Genomic DNA, 16,724 nt, shown 5'->3' on the forward strand with positions numbered 1-16,724 from the left:
ACCCCCGCGGGGCTGGTCCGCATGCCGAAAGTGCCGGCGGACCACCCCGTGGGGGCCGTGAGACCCCATGAGAGGGCGCCTGGATGACCACCGAACCGTCGTACTCGCTGAGTGATTTTCTTTCCGCGGCCCACGTCAAGGAGTTCGCGCCGCTTTCCGATGGGTCGGGGCTCGTGTTCGTCCGTGACTCGCTCGAGACCGGCACGGCGGAGATCTTCCGGGCGGATGCCAGCGGTGGCGAGCCGGTGCGGCTCACGGGCGTCTTTCACCCTGAACTTCAGACCTCGCCATTGGCGCAGCATCGCGCCGAACCCAAGGCGCAGCTCGCCGTGACCGCCGAGCGGGTCTTCTTCACCAGCTCGCGCTACTACCAGGCGATCGACAACATCTTCTCGGTCTCGCTCGACGGCAGCGACCTGCGTCAGCACACGTTCCACGACGCGATGATCGAGACGAGTCCCGCACCGTCGCCGGATGGCTCGACGCTTGCCTACTTCACGCGCACGGGCCGGGGAACGAAGGTGTTCCTGCTGGACGTACGTACACCCGCGGCTTGGCCTCGGCTCCTGTCACCGGGAAGCGACAACGAGCGGTTTCCGGTCTGGTCGCCCGACGGTCGGTGGATCGCGTTCGAGCGCGGCGGAGACACCTGGCTGCACGAGGTCGCGACCGGCAACGAGCGCCGACTCGCCGCGGACGCCTGGAGCAAGGTGACCGGCCCCGTCTTCGCGCCGGATTCGGGGCGCGTCCTCGTCTCGGCCAGTGACAGCGGATTCAGTCAGCTCGCCGTCGTCGACGTCGCCACCGGCGAGGTGACCGGCCTGACGCGGCTCCCGCGCCAGCATTCGGCGGGCTCCTGGGCGCCCGACGGGCAGTCGATCACGCTGACGTTCGCCGACGGCGTAGGCCTGAGCAACCAGGTCGGGGTGCTGCGCGCCGATGGCGCCGGCGAGCTCGTGACGTTGACGGGCGGCACCGCGATGCGCGGCAGCCCACAGTTCTCGCCCGACGGCGCCTCGGTCTACTACCTGGAGGGTGCCTCCAACCGGGTGCATGACATCTGGGCGGTTTCGCCGAACGGCGGGGAGCCACGCCAGATCACCTTCTCCATGGGCAGCCTCGACGCCGCCCGCCTGTCCGTCGCCGAGGAGGCCTGGTATCCGGCGGAGGACAGCCTGCCGATCCGGACGCTCGTCTTCAAGCCGGCGAACTTCGACCCGGCGAAGAAGTATCCGGTCGTCGTCGCCCTCCACGGCCACCCCGGCTGCTGGACGCACACGATGAACGCCCTGTGGCAGTGGGTCATCAGCCGTGGCGTCGTCCTCGTCGCGCCCAACCCGCGCGGCACCAAGGGGCTCGGCGCGGCCTTCCACGATCTCCACGACGGTGATTGGGGCGGGGTCGAGTTCTCCGACGTCATGGGCGTGCTCGACCTCATCGCCGAGTTGCCCTACGTCGACGTCCACCGGAAGGCGACGTGGGGCGGCAGCGGTGGTGGCTACATGAGCTTCCTGATCGCCACGCGCGCCCCGCAGGTGTTCGACGCACAGGTGATCCGGGCGCCTGTCTCGGCGTGGAAGTGGATCGCGATGGATCGGTTCACCGGCCAGGCGCGATACGCGACCGCGACGCGCGACCCGCAGCGGGCCCGGGAAGAGATGGGCGGCTCGTACACCGAGATTCCCGACCGTTACGAGGAGCGCTCGCCGCTGAATTTCGTCGAGCACGTCACCGTTCCGCAGTTGCTGCTGAGCGCCCGCCGGGATGGGTCGGTGCCGCTCAACGAGTCGCGGCGCTGGGTCGCTCGGATGAAGGAGCTCGGAAAGGGCGACCTGGTCGACTACGTCGAGTACCCCGACGACGATCACTCGCTGCTGCGGTATCGCGAGACCATGCGCGATCAGGGCGAACGGATCGTCAAGTTCCTGGCGGAGCATCTGGATGCTCCACAGATCGCTGAGGAAAAGGTGTCATGACTATTGCCGCGAATAGCCTGACCAGGGTTCCCGGGCGATCCGACGACCCGCTGCTCGAGGTCGAGAAGCTCTCCGTCGTCTTCGTCGGGCTCGATGCCACGCTGCCGGCCGTCACCGATGTGGCCTTCGGGCTCTACCCGGGCGAGACGCTCGGTGTGGTCGGCGAGTCCGGCTCCGGGAAGTCGGTCTCCATGATGTCGATGCTCGGGTTGACCCCCGGCCGCGTGACGTCGGGGCAGGTCCGGTTCGACGGCAAAGACCTACTGAAGATGTCCGCCGAGGAACGCCGCAAGATCCGCGGTGGCCCGATCGCGATGGTCTTCCAGGACCCTATGTCCTCGCTCAACCCGGTGCAGCGCATCGGGCATCAGCTCGAGGAGACCCTCAAGCTCCACAGCCCGGAGCTCAACAAAGCGGCGCGCAAGGAGCGCGTCGTCGAGTTGCTGCGGATCGTCGGTGTCGCCGACCCGGAGCAGCGGGTCAAGCAGTATCCGCATCAGTTCTCGGGTGGTATGCGCCAGCGCGTGATGATCGCGATGGCGATCGCGAACTCGCCCCGGGTGCTGATCGCCGACGAGCCGACGACGGCGCTCGACGTGACGATTCAGGCCCAGGTCCTCGACGTGCTGCGCAAGGCGAAGGACGAGACGGACGCCGCGGTCATCCTCATCACGCACGACCTCGGCGTCATCGCGGAGATGGCCGACCGGGTCATGGTCATGTACGCCGGTCGCGTCGTCGAGGCGGGCACGGTGACCGAGCTGTTCGACGATCCCCGCCACCCCTACACCAAGGGTCTGCTGGGCAGCGCGCTGCGGGTCAGCGAGCGGGTCGAGCGACTCAACTCGATTCCCGGCAATCCGCCGAACATCACCCACCTGCCCACCGGCTGTTCCTTCCATCCCCGGTGCTCCATCGCCAACGGGCGGGAGCGGTGCAGCACGGAGACTCCAGAGCTCATCGACGTCGGCGGCCGCTGGACCGCCTGTCATTTCAGCGACGAATTGCGGGGAGCGCAGTCATGAGTGCGGTAGAGACGCAGCCGCTGCTGAAGACGGAGGGCCTGGAGGTCCATTTCCCGGTTCGTGCGGGCTTCTTCGGGCAGCGCCGCTCCACCATCAAGGCGGTGGACGGTGTCGACCTCACGCTGGCGCTGGGCGAGACCCTGGGGCTCGTCGGAGAATCCGGTTCCGGCAAGACGACGACCGGACGAGCGATCATGCGGCTCGAGCGCCCCACGGGCGGTCGCGTCGTTTTCGACGGCCGGCCGGTGCAGGACGTCTCCGAACGCGAGTTCCGCAAGTTCCGGCGCCAGTTCCAGATCGTCTTCCAGGACCCGTACTCGTCCCTCGACCCTCGAATGACGGTGCGTTCCATCATCGCGGAGCCGATGGTTGTCGCCGGCGTCGGGGATCGCGCCTCCAGGGTCGCGCGAGTGAACGAGTTGCTCAGCCTTGTCGGGCTCGAGACCAGTCATGGCGATCGCTACCCGCACGCGCTGTCCGGCGGGCAGCGCCAGCGGGTCGGCATCGCACGGGCCCTGGCGCTCAACCCTCAGTTGCTCATTCTCGATGAGCCGGTCTCCGCGCTCGACGTCTCGTTACAGGCCCAGATCGTCAACCTGCTCAAGGACATCCAGCAGGAGCTGGGGCTCGCCTACCTCTTCATCTCCCACGACCTGTCGGTCGTGCGGCAGATGTGCGACCGGGTGGCCATCATCTACCTGGGCCGGATCGTCGAGACCGGGCCGTTGGCAGAGATCTTCGACAACCCGTCCCACCCCTACACGCAGGCGCTCCTGTCGGCCGTGCCGATCGAGAACCCGAAACAGCGCGGGATGTCGAACCGCATCGTGCTGCGCGGCGACGCCGCGAGCCCGAGCAATCCACCGTCGGGATGTCATTTCCATCCCCGCTGTTTCCGGGCCGAGGAGATCTGTTCGAAGGAGTCTCCCGCGCTGCGCGACCTCGACGGCACCGACCATTCCGCGGCCTGCCACTTCGCCGGCCCGAAGACCGTGCTCCCGCAAGCATGACCGGTCGTTGGGAGCCCGCGCGGGTGGTGAGCGTCGAGGAGTGTGTGCGGGCGTCCGCGGATGTCGCGGCACTGCCGACGCGTGACATCACGGACACGGAGGACGTGTTCCGCATCGATGAGGCCGGGATGCGATGGGACATCGGCGTCCATGTGCACGAGCCGGTGGGTGGCTCGACGGCGGTGGGCGCGGACGGCAGGAAGATCGGCGTGTTCCTGCTGCACGGCGGCCAGGACGACTGGCGCCAGATGCTTCCGTTCGCGACGATGCTCGCCGCGAAGTTCGGCTACAAGGTGGTGACCGGCACCTTCCCGGGCCGCTTGTATCTGCAGGATCCGAGCCGCGACTGGCCGGGCGACACCATCAACCCCGACGGCACGGTCCGCACGCCGATCTGGTTGACCGACGAGCTGATCACCCCGGACCAGTACGACGTGGTCAAGGACACCCGGCTCAAGGCCCGGTACGGGACGCGAACGGTGGTCCACGCCAAGCCTGGGACCAATTTCTGGTTCCGGATGGCGGCGTCGCCGCTGGCCATGGAAGCGGGCATGGTCGAGGCGATGCGCCGGCATTTCCCCGTCGACGAGTTCTCCGTGTATATGCAGGGACACTCGACCGGCGGCGCGATGACCATGATGCTCGCCCAGCGGGTGCCGAACTGTGCGGGTCTGCTCGCCGCCGAGAACTCGATGTTCGGGGTCATCACCGAGCGGATGCAGATGTGGAGCGGGTCGCTCGGCAAGGTCGAGGGCTACGACCTCTTCACCGAGACCGCCAGCTATGAGGGGCGCGTCGACCCGTTCTACGAGGTGTATCTGCGCTCCTGGCGCGACATCGCCCGCTACTACGGTCCCGAGGCCCTGGGCAAGGAAGGTCCGGCGGCCCTGATGCGCCTGCCCTCCCTCATGGAGGAAGTGCTCGACGGCTGGGACAGGCAACTGGTGCGGCCACTTTTCAAGTGTGAATACCCGGTGACGCACAACATCGTGGCGTCGCTGACGCAGGGCGCGCAGGTGACCGCGGAGCGGTTGGGCCTCTCCCATGCCGAGACCCAGCACCTGGTCGAGCACTACCTCGGCTTCACGCGGGAGTTATCCGGCACCGGGGTCAAGCCGATGCCGCACACGCTGTTCGGGATCGCGCGGCACAGCCGGGACGCGAGCCCCGAGGCGTTCGAGCAGATCACCCTGCCGCACTTCGCCGCGATGAATCCGGCGCCCCGGGTCGGACTGCAGCACTTCCAGGCCGGAACCCACATGTTGTGGCGGTCCGAGCCCAACCTTCCGCAGGGAATATTGCCCGCCGTGGTCCAACAGTGGGATCAGGCCATCACCCAAGGATTCTTCGTCCGGGAAGGGCGCCGATGACCGGCCACTGGGAGCCCGCACGGGTGATGAGCACGGACGAATGCGTGCAGGCGACCGCGGAGGTCGCCGCGCTTCCGACGATCGAGATCACGGACACGGAGGACGTGTTCCGCATCGAGGTCGCGGGCCTGCAATGGGATATCGGCGTCCGGGTCTACGAACCCGCTGACCCGGCCGCGATCGCGGTGGGCGCGGACGGAAAGAAGATCGGCGCGTTCCTCCTGCACGGCGGTCAGGACGACTGGCGGCAGATGATCCCGTTCGCGACGATGCTCTCCTCGAAGTTCGGCTGGCGGGTGGTGTGCGGGACGTTCCCGGGCCGGCTCTACCTCCAGGATCCGAGCCGCAACTGGCCCGGGGACACGATGAACCCGGACGGCACGGTCCGCACCCCGATCTGGCTCAAGGACGAGTTCATCACCCCGGACCAGTACGAGGTTGTCCAGGACACGTCGAAGGCAGCCCGGTACGGGACGCGCACCCTCGTCCACGCCAAGCCGGGCACCACGTTCTGGTACCGGATGGCGGCGTGGCCACTCGTCATGGAGGCGGGTTTCGTCGAGGCGATGCGCCGGCACTTCCCGGTGGACGAATACTCGATCTACGTGCAGGGCCACTCGACGGGTGGCCCGCAGGTGTGCATGTTGTCCCAGCGGGTGCCCAACATCGAGGGAATCCTCGCCACGGAGAACTCTCCCTTCGGCTACATCGCCGAGCGCCTACAGGCGTGGGGCGGCGCGCTGGGCAAGGTCGAGGGCTACGAGCGAGTCAAGACCGCGGCGAACCACACGAAGCGCGCCGACCCGTTCTACGAGGTCAACATCCGCTCGTGGCGCGACCTGGCCAGGTATGCGGGCCCAGAGGCACTGGGCAAGGAAGGGCCCGCGGCGCTCATGCGGCTGCCCTCCCTCATGGAGGAGATCTTCGAGAAGTGGGACAAGCTGCTGGCGCGGCCGCTCTTCAAATGCGAGTACGTCATCACCGAAGACATCCAGCCGGCGCTAACCCAGGCGGCGCAGGTGACGGCGGAGCGGCTGGGCTTGTCGGAGACCGAGACGGACGACCTGGTCCAGCACTACCTGGGCCTCGCGCGTGAGCTGACGGGTCCCGGGGTCAAGCGGGTGCCGAACACGTTGTTCGGCATCTCCAAGAACAGCCGGGACCACAGCAAGGAGGTGTACGAGGAGGTCGTCCTGCCGGCGTTCGCGGCGATGAACCCGGCCCCTCGCACCGCCCTCACACACTTCCAGGCCGGCGTACACCAGCTCTGGGGTGCCGAGCCGAACCTGCCGCAAGGCATTCTGCCCGCCGTCTGTCGACAGTGGAACCAGGCCGTCCAGGAGGGATTCTTCCTCAATGCCAAGGATTAGATTCGCGGGCAGTTCGGTCGGCGAACCCTGGTGGGTCGTCGGTGACGTCACCCGGCAACTGCTGGAACCGCTCGGCTACCAGGTCGAGGTGCTCTCCGAGTCCGGCTCGACGAAGAACCCGCGCTACGTCGGCGGCGGCAAGGCCGAGCTCGGCGCGTCGGTCATTCCGACGATCCGCTGGGCCGTCAACGGTGAGCATCTCTACCAGGGCGAGACCTTCGCGCCGATGCGCGCCATCGGGCGGCTGGTTCGCCCCGCCTGGCTGGGCATCGCGGTGCGCGCCGAACTGGGTTTCACGACCATCGAAGAGGTCGCCGCCTCCGGCTATCCGTTGCGCCTGGAGACGCACGCACTGGACACGATCGCCGCCGTCCTCCCGATGGAGGTGCTCACCCACTACCACCTCACGCCCGACGAGATCGCGGCGAAGGGCGGCACCACCCGGGTCATCGGCAGGGGCGACTACCGGGCGGGCGACGCCGACTTCATCATCGGCAACCTCTACCTGGGTCGCACCGCGGTGACCCAGAGCTGGTTCACCGCGACCGAGCACCAGAACATGCGGTTCCTGGAGTTGGGCGACGACATCCTCGCCCAGTTGACGGCGAACGGACATGGCCAGCCCGGGGAGATCCCCTTCCACCTCCTGCGCGGGGTGGATCGCCCGATCAAGGCCCTCCAGCAGGCCATCGACCTGCTCATCTACTGCCCGGCCGACGCCGACGAGGACTTCGTGCACACCTTGACGAGGCTCTACGACACCAACCGGGGCATCTTCTTCAACCAGTCCTTCCACATGGCCTGGGACCCGGCACGAGCCGTGCACACCGGCCCGCTCCAACTGCACCCGGGCGCCGAGCGCTACTACCGGGAGGCCGGCCTGCTCCAGGCCCCGGAGGCGTCGAACTCGCAGTCAGCACCGTCAGAAGGAGAGTTGTGAAAAGGGACCTGAAATGGGCAGGCAGCACCGTTGGTGAGCCCTGGTGGATCATCGGCGACATCACGAGGCGCCTGCTCGAGCCGGAGGGTTACTCGGTCGAGGTGCTGACGCAGTCGGCGGCCGACGAGAACCCACGGTTCGTCGGGCGCGGCAAGGCCGACTTCGGTGTCGTCGTGGAACAGATCGTCGGCTGGGCGGTCAAGGGTGAGCACAACTTCACGGGTGAGGAGTTCGTGCCGCTGCGGGCCATCGCGCGGCTGTCCCGGCCCGCGTGGCTCGGTGTGGCCGCGCGCCACGAGCTCGGCTTCACCAGCATGGCCGAACTCGCCGCATCCGATTACCCGGTGCGGGTCGAGACGCACGCCTGGGACTCCATCGGCAGCCTGCTGCACCGCGAGTACCTCGCCTACCACGGCCTGACGAAGGAAGCGATCGAGGCGCGGGGTGGCACGGTCCGCAACTTCGGCAAGGGCGGCGACCTGCGCGCCGGCGACGTCGACCTGATCGTCGCCAACCTCTACCTGGGCCGCACCGCCGTGACGAAGCACTGGATGACCGCTTCCGAGCACCTGAACCTGCGCTTCTTCGACATCGACGACGGACTGCTCGCGCAATACGTCGCCGAGGGCAACGGCAAACCGGGTGAGATTCCGTTCCACTTCCTGCGCGGCATCGACCGCCCGGTCAAGGCGCTGGAGCGGGAGTTCGGGCTCATCATCTACTGCCCGGCGGACCTCGACGAGGACTTCGTCCACGACCTCACGAAGCTCTACGACACCAACCGCGGAATGTTCTTCAACCAATCCCTCCACATGGCATGGGACCCGGGTCGGGTCGCCAGGACGAACCCGCCGCTGGACCTGCATCCCGGTGCGGAGCGCTACTACCGCGAAGTCGGAATCCTCTAACCGAATCGAAGGGACACTGATGTCTAAGAGTCTGATATTTGCCGGTAGCGGCGTCGGCGAGCCGTGGTGGGTGGTCGGCGACGTCACCCGGCGCCTGCTCGAGCCGCTCGGCTACGAGGTCGAGGTGCTCAGCAAGTCCGGGTCCACCAACAACCCCCGGTATGTCGGCGGTGGCAAGGCCGATGTCGGTGCGTGTGTCGTCCAGACGTTGGGCTGGGCGACCCGCCGGGAGCACCTTTTCAAGGACGACGACATCGCGCCGCTGCGCGCGGTCGGCCGCCTGGTGCGTCCGGCCTGGCTTGCCGCCGCGGCACGCTGGGAGCTGGGCTTCACGAGCCTGAAGGAGATCGGGGAGTCGAACTATCCGGTGCGGGTCCAGACCCACGACCTGTCGTCGATCGCCGGGGTTGTTCCCAACGAGCTGCTGAAGTACTACCACCTGACCAAGGACGAGGTGGAGGCGCGCGGCGGCACCGTCAAGGAGATCGGCAAGGGTGACTTCCGGGCCGGCGACGCGGACGTCATCATCGCGAACCTCTACATGGGACGCACGGCGGTCACGAAGCACTGGTACACCGCGTCGGAGCACGAGAACCTGCGCTTCTTCGATTTCGACGACGAGTTGCTCGACCAGTTCGAGGCACGCGGCGAGGGCACCCGCGGTGAGATCCCGTTCCATTTCCTGCGCGGGGTCGACCGACGCGTCAAGGTGTTGCAGCGCAATCTCGACATCATCATCTACCTGCCGGAGTCGGCGGACGAGCAGTTCGTCTACGACCTCACGAAGCTCTACGACACCAACCGCGAGGTGTTCTTCAACCAGGCGGTTCACATGGTGTGGGACCCGGCGGCCGTGACGTCGACCGCTCCGCTGGAACTGCACGCGGGTGCCCGGCGCTACTACGAAGAGGCCGGGCGTCTGTAGACCGAGGGCAAAAGGATAGACCAACAAACCATTGCGCGTGTACGTTGTTCGAGGCTCAGGAACACCGGCGGACAGATGGGTAGGGGCAGGTCATGGCGATGGCGAAAGAGTTGAAGTTTGCCGGCAGTGGCGTCGGCGAGCCGTGGTGGATCATCGGCCACATCACCCGTCGCCTGCTGGAGCCGCTGGGCTACCAGGTCGAGGTGCTCAGCGAGTCCGGATCGACGAACAACCCCCGGTATGTCGGCGGCGGCAAGGCGGATTTCGGCGCCACCGTCCCGCAGACCCTCGGCTGGGCCGTTCGTGGCGAGCACCTCTTCCAGGGTGAGACGTTCGTCCCGCTGCGCTCCGTCGGTCGGGTGCGCCGCCCGTCCTGGCTGACCGCGGCGGCTCGCTGGGAGCTCGGGTTCACCAGCCTCAAGGAGATCGGGGAGTCCGACTACCCGATCCGGCTCGTCACCCACAACCTCAGATCCATCGCCTCCGTCGTGCCCAACGAGGTGCTGAAGTACTACCACCTCACGAAGGAAGAGATCGAGGCGAAGGGCGGCACGGTTCGCGAGATCGGTGGCAACGACTACCGCTCCACCGACTTCGACGTCATCATCGGCAACCTCTACATGGGACGCAGCATGGTGACCCGGCACTGGTCGGCCGCGACGGAGCTGATGAACCTGAGGTTCCTCGACCTCGACGACGAGTTGCTCGCGAAGCTGACCGCCGACGGTCACGGCACGCCGGGCGAGGTTCCGTTCCACTTCCTGCGCGGCGTGGACCGTTGGGTCAAGGCCCTCGACCGGATCAGCGACCTGCTCATCTACCTGCCCGAGTCGACCGACGAGCAGTTCGTCTACGACCTCACGAAGCTCTACGACACCAACCGTGGCACGTTCTTCGGCCAGGCCGTCCAGATGGCCTGGGAGCCTTCCAGCGTGACGATGGGCGACCCACTCCCGCTGCACGCCGGCGCCGAGCGCTACTACCGGGAAGTGGGGCTGCTCTGAGCGCGCTGGGCCAGTTGCTGCGCAACCGGGATTTCTCGTTTTTCTGGATAGGCACGGTGGTGTCGAACCTGGGCACCCGTGCCACCCAGGCCGCGGTGCTCTACCAGGTCTACCAGATCAGCGGTTCGATCTCGGTTACCGGGCTCGTCGGCGTGGCCCAGGGTATCGGCACCGTGGTCCTCAACCCCATCGGTGGCGTGCTTGCGGACCGCATCGACCGGCGTCGACTCTTGCAGGCCAGCCAGTCGGTATCGCTGCTGGGCGCGCTGTTCCTCGCGGTGTTCACCTTCCTCGGGAACATCCAGGTATGGCAGATCCTCGTCGCGGTCCTGTTCGTCACGGCGTCATCGTCGTTCGACCGGCCGGCGCGTACGGCGCTCATCCCGGCCCTGGTGCGGCCCGAGCAACTGCCCGAGGCGATCGCCATCGTCAACCCGTCACGCGAGCTGGCGATCCTCGTCGGCCCGGCGTTCGGCGGTCTCATCATGTCGGTGGCCGGTGTCGGCTGGGTCTACGTCTTCGACACGTTGTCCTATGCGGTGCTCGTCGTGCTCGTGGGCTTCATCCGCGTCAAGCCGCTGCCGGGAGGCAAGAAGGCGGCAACATTCGCCGCCGATCTCGTCGAGGGCGCCAAGTATGTAGCCAAGCGTCCACTCATCCTCCAGTTCATCGCGCTGGACCTGTCCGCCCAGCTCTTCGGTGCCTACCGGGTGGTCCTGCCCGCCCTCGCGACGACCGTTCTCCATGTCGGTGAGTTCGGCTACGGCATCCTCTCGTCCCTGCCGAGTGCCGGTGCGTTGTTGGCGACCTGGACCGTGTTCCGGGTGGTGCGCAGCGGGGGCCGGCAAGGCCTCATCGTCCTGTACTCGACGATGGCGTACGGCGTGGCGTGCATCGGCCTCGGGTTGTCGTCGATCCTCGTGTTCACGGTCGTGGCGGCCCTGGCGGTTGGCTGGACGGACGCGCTCGCGACGGTGATCCGGCAGTCGGCGGTGCAACTCGATACCCCGGACGAACTACGCGGCCGGGTGACCTCGCTCTACCAGGTCGCCTCCGGTGGTGGCCCGTCGTTCGGGCAGATCGTCGTCGGGACGCTCGCGTCCGCCTTCGGGCCCGCCGGCGGCATGGCGGTCGGTGGTCTCGTCACGCTCGTCTTCTCGGGATCGTTCCTCCTGCACCGCAACGCCGTCCGGGTGTACGACGGCCCGCAGAGGGTGCAGCCGGTACCCGTCTAGACACGACCCACCTATCAATGAAGGAGATCGCATATGGAGAAGGCAGAACGCACCTTCGTTCGTGGCATGTACTCGGAGTCCTACGGCCTCGACCACATCCGGCAGGCGCAGCTCGCGGCGCCCCGGGTGCGCGACGAGTCGGTCGTCGTCGACGACGGCTCGGTCGGGCACTCGGGCACGGCCGAGGAGCGGGCATCCTCGAAGGGGCGCGGTTGGTGGCGCATCGGGCCTGGCGATGACCAGTTCCTCACCCAGACGCTCCAGATCCACTTCGTCGAGCTCGCCCCGCGGAGCCGCGCGAACGGTCACGGGCACCAGAACGAGGCGTGCTTCTACATTCTCGACGGCCGCGGCTTCGAGATGCACGACGGCATCCGTTACGACTGGAAGACCGACGACCTCGTCTTCGTCCACCCCGATTCGTTCCACCAGCACAACAACCCCTATGACGAGAAGGCCCTCTGTCTCGTCATGAAGGCGAAGTCCACGTGGATGTTCATGGGCCTGATCCAGCAGGGCCGCCCGGGTCCGATCGATCGGCCCGACGAGTTCGGCGAGCGCGAGGAGTGGGGCCGGATCTGGACGCCGGGCTCGGTCGATCGCAAGAAGGTCGTCAGCGTCGAGGACACCACCTGGGAGAACACCCCGCTCGGCCGGGTGCGCACCATCAACTCCATCGCACAGAACAACCACCGGCAGTGGAGCGTCGACGTCTACGAGCTCGACATTCCCGCCGGCGGCCGGTCGGGCAAATACTGGAAGATGGCCGACGAGGTCATGTATATCAAGTCCGGCAGCGGCTATTCGCTGCACTGGGAAGTGCAGGCCGAGATCGCGGAGAAGTATTACGCCCGCATCGCCCTCGAGCCCAAGCGCTACGACTTCAACAAGGGTGACACGCTTTACATCCCCCAGAACACCATCGCACAGCATTTCGCGGCCGACGGCACGCCGCTTCGCATGATCTCGTCGCAGAATCGCCTGTTCAAGCACCTCGGTTACGACGCCGTGCACTACTTCGAACCGGCATCGGCGTAGCGACCCAATACTGCGACAACCAAGGAGGTCCACTGTGGCCGAAAAAGATGCCACCGTCTCCGACGAACTGGCAAGCAAGTTCAAGACCGAGAAGTCCTCGCCTTACGTACGCTGGGTCGCGGCAGAAGGGCTCGACATCATCGGCGCCCACTGGGTTCCCGACCTCAACGAGGTGGAGCTCAAGCCGTGGGCCCGCCGCGGCGGGCGCGGGGTCTACATCAACCACGAGGCGTCGCGCACCTCCAACGACTGCTACGTCTGCGAGATCCCGACCGGCGGCGAGCTCAACCCGCAGCGCCAGCTCTTCGAGGAGATGATCCTCATCCTCTCGGGCAACGGTTCCACCTCGGTGTGGAACGACGCGGGACAGAAGGTCACCTTCGAGTGGGGCCCGGGGTCGATGTTCGCGATCCCGCTCAACACGTGGCACCAGCACTTCAACGGCTCGGGCAGCGCGGTGGCCCGCTTCGTCTCATCGACGAACGCGCCGCCCATCGTCAACCTCTACGACGACGCGGAGTTCGTTTTCAACACCCCTTATGACTTCACGGCGAAGTTCGCCGGCGAGCCGGACTATTTCGCCGACAAGGACGAGGTCGACGGCCTTCTGCTCAAGACCAACTTCGTCGCCGACGCTGTCAACCTCCAGTTGATCTCGGCCAAGGAGCGCGGCGCGGGTGGCGGGCACATCCGTTTCTCGATGGCCCGCGGGTCGATGAACAGCCACATCTCGCAGTTCCCGACCGCGACCTACAAGAAGGGTCACCGGCACGGCCCGGGCGCGCACGTCATCATCCTGTCGGGTGAGGGCTTCAGCCTCATGTGGCCCGAGGGCGAGGAACCGCACCGCTACGACTGGCAGCCCGGCAGCCTGATCGTTCCGCCGAACATGTGGTACCACCAGCACTTCAACACCGGGACGGAGCCCGCTCGCTACCTCGCGTTCAAGCACGAGGGTGTCTCGATCCGCAACGCGCAGGGTGTGCCGAAGGCCTGGATCAGCCAGCGCATCGGCGGCGACCAGATCGACTACGTCGACGAGGCGCCCGTGGTCCGCGATACCTTCGCCGCCGCGCTCGCCAAGAACGGCCTGGTGCCACAGATGGACTCCGCCTACGAGGCCGAGCTGCCCGACCTCCCGCCCAAGTCGTGACGGGCGTGGTGGACGACGAGCACTTCGACGGGGAGCCCGACGACTACGCGATGTGGGCGGTCGACAACGTCATCCTGAACAGCGTCGGCGTCGACGTCGGTTCGGCGACGACGCAGATCGCCTTCTCGCGGCTCCACCTCAAACGGCACTCGGCCGACCTCACGAGCAGGTACGTCGTGGTCAGCCGCGAGCTCGTGTTCGACGGCGGCGTTCGCCTGACGCCGTACGTGGATGGCGATCTGATCGATGCCCTTGCTCTCGGCGAGATGCTGGACGCCGCCTATGCCGGTTCGGGCTGGACGGCCGACGACATCGACACGGGCGCCGTCATCCTCACCGGTGAGGCGTTGCGGCGGGCGAACTCCGAGGCGATCGCCCAGGTGGTCGCGCGGCGGGCCGGCCAACTGGTCTGCGCCACCGCCGGCCATCACATGGAGGCCCTGCTCGCGGCCTACGGCTCGGGAGCGGTGCGCCAGTCACATGACGAGGGCAGCGTCATCCTCAACATCGACATCGGCGGCGGCACGACGAAGCTGACGCTCGTCGACGCCGGCCGGGTCGTCGGCACCGCGGCCTTCCTCGTCGGTGGGCGGCTCGTCGCCGTCGATGGTGACGGGCGGCTCATCCGGCTCGAGCCGGGTGGCGTGCGCCATGCCGCCGCGGCGGGCTTCGACTGGGCGCTCGGTGCCGCGGTGGCGCCGGCTGATCTCGCCGCGGTCGGCGAGCACCTGGCGCAGGAGCTGGCGGACGCCGTCGGGGGACGGCCGGACCTGTTCCTCACCCCACCGCTCGCCGTCCCGGCGCGTGTCGACGGGGTCGTCGTCTCGGGTGGTGTCTCGGCCTATCTGCACGGCCGCGAGACGCGCGAGTTCGGCGACCTCGGCCCCTCGTTGGCCGCGGGGTTGAAGCGGCGCTTCGACGAGGGAGTGTTCCCGGGGCCGTTGCGCGTCGGGGAGGAGGCGATCCGGGCGACCGTCGTGGGCGCGTCGGAACACACCGTGCAGCTCTCCGGCCTCACCGGGTATGTCAGCGATCCGGACGCCAGCCTGCCCAGGCGGAATCTGCCGGTCGCACACGTGCCCGCCGCCGAGCTCGACGAGGCGGCCCTCGCCGCGAGCATCCGGTGCGCATTCGAGACCCGCGACCTGGCCGACCCCGACCGCGAGGCCGTCCTCGCGTTCACGTGGCGCGGGGAACCACGCTACCGCCGCATCGCGGCGCTGGCCCGCGCCGTGGTCGTCGGGCTGGGAGACCGTGCCGTCGCCGGCCGCACCGTCTACCTGCTGGTGGATGGCGACATCGCGATGACCGTGGGCCGGATCCTCGTCGACGAGCTGGGCGTCGGTGCCTCGCTCGTGGTGCTCGACGGGATCCAGTTGCGCGCCTTCGACCACGTGGATCTCGGTCGCCCCCGGCCGATCTCGGGCAACGTCCCGATCACGATCAAGTCCCTCGCGTTTGGACACGGCCATGTCTGATCCCTCGACGGTGGCCACGCCCGTCACGCTCCGTTCGCTCATCCCGACGGCCTTCCTGCCGTCGGTGACCTTCGGGCTCTCCGGCGGGGCGATCGCGCCGGTGCTCGTTCTCACGGCCATCAACCTTGGTGCGAGTCCCGGCCGCGCGGCGTTCACGGTGTCGCTGCTCGGCATCGGGCTGCTCGTCGGCGAACTGCCTTCGGGATGGTTCGCCCAGCAGGTCGGCGAGCGGCGCGCGATGCTCTACAGCTCCACCGTGGCACTCGCCGCCCTCATCGCCGCCCCGCTCGTGCGGTCCGTCATCCTCCTCGAAGTCGCCATCTTCGTCGTCGGAATGACCAACGCGACCTTCGCACTGGCCCGGCAGGCATACATCGCCCAGAACGTGCCGCCGTTGCTGCGAGCCCGGGCCATGTCAAGCCTCGGTGGTTCCAACCGGATCGGCAGCTTCGCCGGCCCGTTCGCCGGTGCGGCGGCCATCGCCCTCTTCGATCTGCGCGCGGCGTACTGGGTCGCTGTCGCCGCGACCGTCATCACCATGGTCGTCCTGTTGGTGGTGCCCGATCTGCCGGGTGCCGATTCGGGTGCTCGGCGGGCGAAGGCACAGGGCGTCGCGGTCGTGACGGTCGGCCTGCGCGACATCTTCCGCAGCCACTGGCGGGTCGTGGCGACGTTGGGCTGGGGAATCTTCTTCATGACGGCGGTGCGGGCCTCACGCCAGATCGTGCTTCCGCTGTGGGCCAACCATCTCGGGCTGAACGCGGCCCAGACGAGCCTCATCTTCGGCATCGCGAGTGCCGTCGACATGTCCCTGTTCTATCCAGCGGGCAAGATCATGGACAGGTTCGGGCGGCTCGCCATCGCGGTTCCCGGGAACGCGCTCAACGGCATCGGCGTCATGTTGCTGCCCCTCACGCAGAACACGCTGTGGTTCGTCGTCGTCGCGATGGTGCTCAGTGCCGGCAACGGGCTCACGGCGGGCATCGGCATGACGCTGGGTGCCGACGTCGCTCCGGCGGAGGGCAAGGTGCGGTTCCTGTCCGTGTGGCGACTCATGGCCGACGCGGGCAATGCCTTCGGTCCCGTCGCCGTGTCCGCCGTGACCGCGGCCGCGGCCCTGAGTCTGGGCATCGTCTCGGTCGGCTCGTTCGGCGTCCTGGCCGCCCTCGCATTCGCCTACTGGGCGCCGAAGTACTCGCCCCTTGCCACGCTGGCTGGCGTTCGCCGCCACCGGGAGGAGGCGGCGGTGGAGGCGGAGGCGCAGAAGCAACTGTCCGGGAAGCCGTGAGCTC

General features: G+C 67.6%; 14 protein-coding genes. All 14 read left to right on the plus strand.

What is annotated here, in order from left to right; translation table 11 throughout:
- Positions 1-83: 83 nt before the first annotated feature.
- Entirely contained in the window at positions 84-1,976 is a 1,893-nt protein-coding gene (locus tag DFJ67_RS28795) for a S9 family peptidase (protein ID WP_116070906.1), read from the plus strand.
- Positions 1,973-3,001: an ABC transporter ATP-binding protein gene (locus DFJ67_RS28800; RefSeq protein ID WP_116070907.1), complete on the plus strand. Its 1,029-nt coding sequence runs from the start codon at positions 1,973-1,975 to the stop codon at positions 2,999-3,001. Before DFJ67_RS28795 ends, DFJ67_RS28800 begins: the two co-directional genes overlap by 4 nt.
- Positions 2,998-4,011: an ABC transporter ATP-binding protein gene (locus DFJ67_RS28805; protein WP_116070908.1), complete on the plus strand. Its 1,014-nt coding sequence runs from the start codon at positions 2,998-3,000 to the stop codon at positions 4,009-4,011. The genes DFJ67_RS28800 and DFJ67_RS28805 overlap by 4 nt, the downstream gene beginning before the upstream one ends.
- On the plus strand, positions 4,008-5,381 hold the full coding sequence (locus DFJ67_RS28810; protein ID WP_147315644.1) for a hypothetical protein: 1,374 nt from the start codon (positions 4,008-4,010) through the stop codon (positions 5,379-5,381). The genes DFJ67_RS28805 and DFJ67_RS28810 overlap by 4 nt, the downstream gene beginning before the upstream one ends.
- Positions 5,378-6,751, plus strand: a complete 1,374-nt coding sequence (locus DFJ67_RS28815) for a hypothetical protein (RefSeq protein WP_116070910.1) — start codon at positions 5,378-5,380, stop codon at positions 6,749-6,751. Before DFJ67_RS28810 ends, DFJ67_RS28815 begins: the two co-directional genes overlap by 4 nt.
- Positions 6,738-7,691, plus strand: coding sequence for a TAXI family TRAP transporter solute-binding subunit (locus tag DFJ67_RS28820; protein ID WP_116070911.1), 954 nt, complete (start codon positions 6,738-6,740; stop codon positions 7,689-7,691). Before DFJ67_RS28815 ends, DFJ67_RS28820 begins: the two co-directional genes overlap by 14 nt.
- Positions 7,688-8,599 (plus strand): TAXI family TRAP transporter solute-binding subunit, encoded by a 912-nt coding sequence (locus DFJ67_RS28825; protein ID WP_170216034.1) that lies wholly within the window; start codon positions 7,688-7,690, stop codon positions 8,597-8,599. The genes DFJ67_RS28820 and DFJ67_RS28825 overlap by 4 nt, the downstream gene beginning before the upstream one ends.
- Before the next feature lie 19 nt (positions 8,600-8,618).
- A complete protein-coding gene (locus DFJ67_RS28830) occupies positions 8,619-9,524 on the plus strand; it encodes a TAXI family TRAP transporter solute-binding subunit (RefSeq protein WP_116070913.1) in 906 nt (301 codons plus the stop codon).
- 98 nt (positions 9,525-9,622) lie between these two features.
- The gene (locus DFJ67_RS28835) at positions 9,623-10,528 is read left to right on the plus strand and encodes a TAXI family TRAP transporter solute-binding subunit (RefSeq protein WP_170216035.1); all 906 of its coding nucleotides are present in this window, start codon (positions 9,623-9,625) and stop codon (positions 10,526-10,528) included.
- Positions 10,529-10,542: 14 nt separating this feature from the next.
- Positions 10,543-11,763: an MFS transporter gene (locus tag DFJ67_RS28840; RefSeq protein WP_275407693.1), complete on the plus strand. Its 1,221-nt coding sequence runs from the start codon at positions 10,543-10,545 to the stop codon at positions 11,761-11,763.
- Positions 11,764-11,796: 33 nt separating this feature from the next.
- The gene (locus tag DFJ67_RS28845) at positions 11,797-12,801 is read left to right on the plus strand and encodes a cupin domain-containing protein (RefSeq protein ID WP_116070915.1); all 1,005 of its coding nucleotides are present in this window, start codon (positions 11,797-11,799) and stop codon (positions 12,799-12,801) included.
- Between the two features lie 34 nt (positions 12,802-12,835).
- On the plus strand, positions 12,836-13,954 hold the full coding sequence (locus DFJ67_RS28850) for a cupin domain-containing protein (protein WP_116070916.1): 1,119 nt from the start codon (positions 12,836-12,838) through the stop codon (positions 13,952-13,954).
- Positions 13,951-15,432: an ethanolamine ammonia-lyase reactivating factor EutA gene (locus DFJ67_RS28855; protein ID WP_116070917.1), complete on the plus strand. Its 1,482-nt coding sequence runs from the start codon at positions 13,951-13,953 to the stop codon at positions 15,430-15,432. The genes DFJ67_RS28850 and DFJ67_RS28855 overlap by 4 nt, the downstream gene beginning before the upstream one ends.
- Positions 15,425-16,720 (plus strand): MFS transporter, encoded by a 1,296-nt coding sequence (locus DFJ67_RS28860; RefSeq protein ID WP_116070918.1) that lies wholly within the window; start codon positions 15,425-15,427, stop codon positions 16,718-16,720. Before DFJ67_RS28855 ends, DFJ67_RS28860 begins: the two co-directional genes overlap by 8 nt.
- Positions 16,721-16,724 lie beyond the last annotated feature (4 nt).

Source organism: Asanoa ferruginea (genome assembly GCF_003387075.1).
GTDB classification, from domain to species: domain Bacteria; phylum Actinomycetota; class Actinomycetes; order Mycobacteriales; family Micromonosporaceae; genus Asanoa; species Asanoa ferruginea.

Coding starts and splice junctions, on each gene's coding strand:
- DFJ67_RS28795 (WP_116070906.1), top strand. CDS start 84: ATGACCACCGAACCGTCGTACTCGCTGAGTGATTTTCTTTCCGCGGCC.
- DFJ67_RS28800 (WP_116070907.1), top strand. CDS start 1,973: ATGACTATTGCCGCGAATAGCCTGACCAGGGTTCCCGGGCGATCCGAC.
- DFJ67_RS28805 (WP_116070908.1), top strand. CDS start 2,998: ATGAGTGCGGTAGAGACGCAGCCGCTGCTGAAGACGGAGGGCCTGGAG.
- DFJ67_RS28810 (WP_147315644.1), top strand. CDS start 4,008: ATGACCGGTCGTTGGGAGCCCGCGCGGGTGGTGAGCGTCGAGGAGTGT.
- DFJ67_RS28815 (WP_116070910.1), top strand. CDS start 5,378: ATGACCGGCCACTGGGAGCCCGCACGGGTGATGAGCACGGACGAATGC.
- DFJ67_RS28820 (WP_116070911.1), top strand. CDS start 6,738: ATGCCAAGGATTAGATTCGCGGGCAGTTCGGTCGGCGAACCCTGGTGG.
- DFJ67_RS28830 (WP_116070913.1), top strand. CDS start 8,619: ATGTCTAAGAGTCTGATATTTGCCGGTAGCGGCGTCGGCGAGCCGTGG.
- DFJ67_RS28835 (WP_170216035.1), top strand. CDS start 9,623: ATGGCGAAAGAGTTGAAGTTTGCCGGCAGTGGCGTCGGCGAGCCGTGG.
- DFJ67_RS28845 (WP_116070915.1), top strand. CDS start 11,797: ATGGAGAAGGCAGAACGCACCTTCGTTCGTGGCATGTACTCGGAGTCC.
- DFJ67_RS28860 (WP_116070918.1), top strand. CDS start 15,425: ATGTCTGATCCCTCGACGGTGGCCACGCCCGTCACGCTCCGTTCGCTC.